This is a genomic window from Streptomyces sp. NPDC006798, assembly GCF_040635975.1.
Taxonomy (GTDB): domain Bacteria; phylum Actinomycetota; class Actinomycetes; order Streptomycetales; family Streptomycetaceae; genus Streptomyces.
Genome location: NZ_JBEYIS010000119.1, coordinates 1 through 1,900 on the forward strand (window position 1 = coordinate 1; position 1,900 = coordinate 1,900).

A 1,900-nucleotide genomic window follows, 5' to 3' on the forward strand; every position below is an offset into this window, starting at 1 on the left:
CGTACCCCCACCGCGTGGACTCCCTCCTCCGCCTTGCGATCCACGGCACCAGACCCCGCTCGCTGATCCAGCCTGATCCGTCAGACACGCCCTAGAAGATTGATGAAGATCTTGGGGTTCTGGCCCCGCCGCGTGAGCGGCGGGGCCAGACTCGTTTTCGTGGTGATGGGTGAATGGGCCGGGGAGACCGTCGGGCCGGATGTGTGGGAGACGTGCCGGGAGTTGATACCGGCGGGAAGCCTGTTCGCGTTCCTGGCCGAGCATCGCGGTGCCCTGTTCCCGGCGGAGATGTTCGAGGACATGTACCCCTCAGCGAACGGTCGGCCGAGCATGCCGCCGCAGATCCTCGCCTCGACGGTCACGCTGCAGGCTCTGCACGGGCTGTCGGACTTCGAGACGGTCCAGGAACTGCGGTGTGACCTGCGGTGGAAGGCCGCGTGCGGGCTGGGCCTGCACGACATGGCGTTTGATCCGTCGCTGCTGGCCTACTTCCGCCGCCGGCTGGCCCGCTCTGTCCGGCCGAACCGGGTCTTCGAGGCGGTGCGGGAGGTCGTCAAGGCGACCGGTGTCCTCAAAGGCAGGCACCGGCGGGCGCTGGACTCGACCGTGCTGGACGACGCGGTCGCCACCCAGGACACCGTCACCCAGATCATCGCCGCCGTCCGCGCGGTGATCCGCGAGGTTCCCGGCGCCGCCGACGTCGCGGCAGCACAGTGCACCGCCCACGACTACGCCGACCCCGGCAAACCCCGCATCGCCTGGAACGACGAACAGGCCCGCGCCGACCTCGTCGACGCGCTCGTCACCGATACGCTGCGGCTGCTGGGTCACCTGCCCGACCAGCAGCTCCGTGAGAAGGCCGCGAACGCGGTCGGCCTGCTCGCCCTGGTCGCCGGTCAGGACGTCGAGCCCGCCGGGGACTCCGACGGCCGCGACGGGCGCTGGCGCATCACCCGGGGCACCGCGCCGAACCGGATGGTCTCCACCGTCGATCCCGAAGCCCGCCACGTGCACAAGACCCACACCCACCAGCAGGACGGATACAAGGCCCACCTGGCCGTCGAGCCCGAGACCGGGTTGTACACCGCCGTCGCCCTCACCCCCGGAACCGGGCCCGAGCACCATGAGGCCAGGGTCGGCGTCGGCCTGCTGGCCGACGAGGACGCTTCACTCGATGTTTTCGGTGACACCGCCTACTCCACCGGCGACGCCCGCCAGGCCCTCGAAGAGGCAGGTCACCGGCTGTTCCTGAAACCCGCCCCGCTGCGGGCGGCTGTCCCCCGAGGCTTCACCCTGGACGACTTCGGTATCGACACCGCCGAGGGCACCGTGACCTGTCCTGCCGGACACACCGTCCCCCTCACCGCCCCCGGCGGACAGCATCACCAGCGCAAGGCCGTCTTCAAGGAGCTATGCACCGGATGCTCTCTGCGTGAGCGGTGCACCAAGGCCAGGGCAGGGCGCATCCTGACCATCCGCCCGCACCACGACCTCCAGACAGCAGCCCGCCACCAGGCCGCCGGCGACCCCGAATGGCAGGCCGATTACCGACGCTGGAGACCACCGGTCGAACGCGCCGTCGCCTGGCTCGTCCACCACGGCAACCGCAGACTCCGCTACCGCGGAACCATCGCCAACGACACCTGGCTCCACACCCGAGCAGCCGTCCTCAACCTCCGCCGGCTGATCGACCTCGGACTCACCCGAACCAACGGCACCTGGCACCTCGCCCCTGCCACCGGATGACCAGAGGGGCCGCCCGGCCTCCGGCCGGACAGCACCTCACCAAGATCTTCATCAATCTTCTAGGGCGTGTCCGGAAAGTCCCGCCTGGCCCGCGACGCCCGGCACGCACAATCGCTGTGTTGTCGGGATTCCCAAGTACGTCCAGTACGAGGGA

At 69.6% G+C, this 1,900-nt stretch carries 1 protein-coding gene; it reads left to right on the plus strand.

The features are described 5' to 3' along the window. The first annotated feature begins 165 nt into the window (after nucleotides 1–165). Entirely contained in the window at nucleotides 166–1,746 is a 1,581-nt protein-coding gene (locus ABZ714_RS34810; protein ID WP_358829379.1) for an IS1182 family transposase, read from the plus strand. The last annotated feature ends 154 nt before the right edge of the window (nucleotides 1,747–1,900 follow it).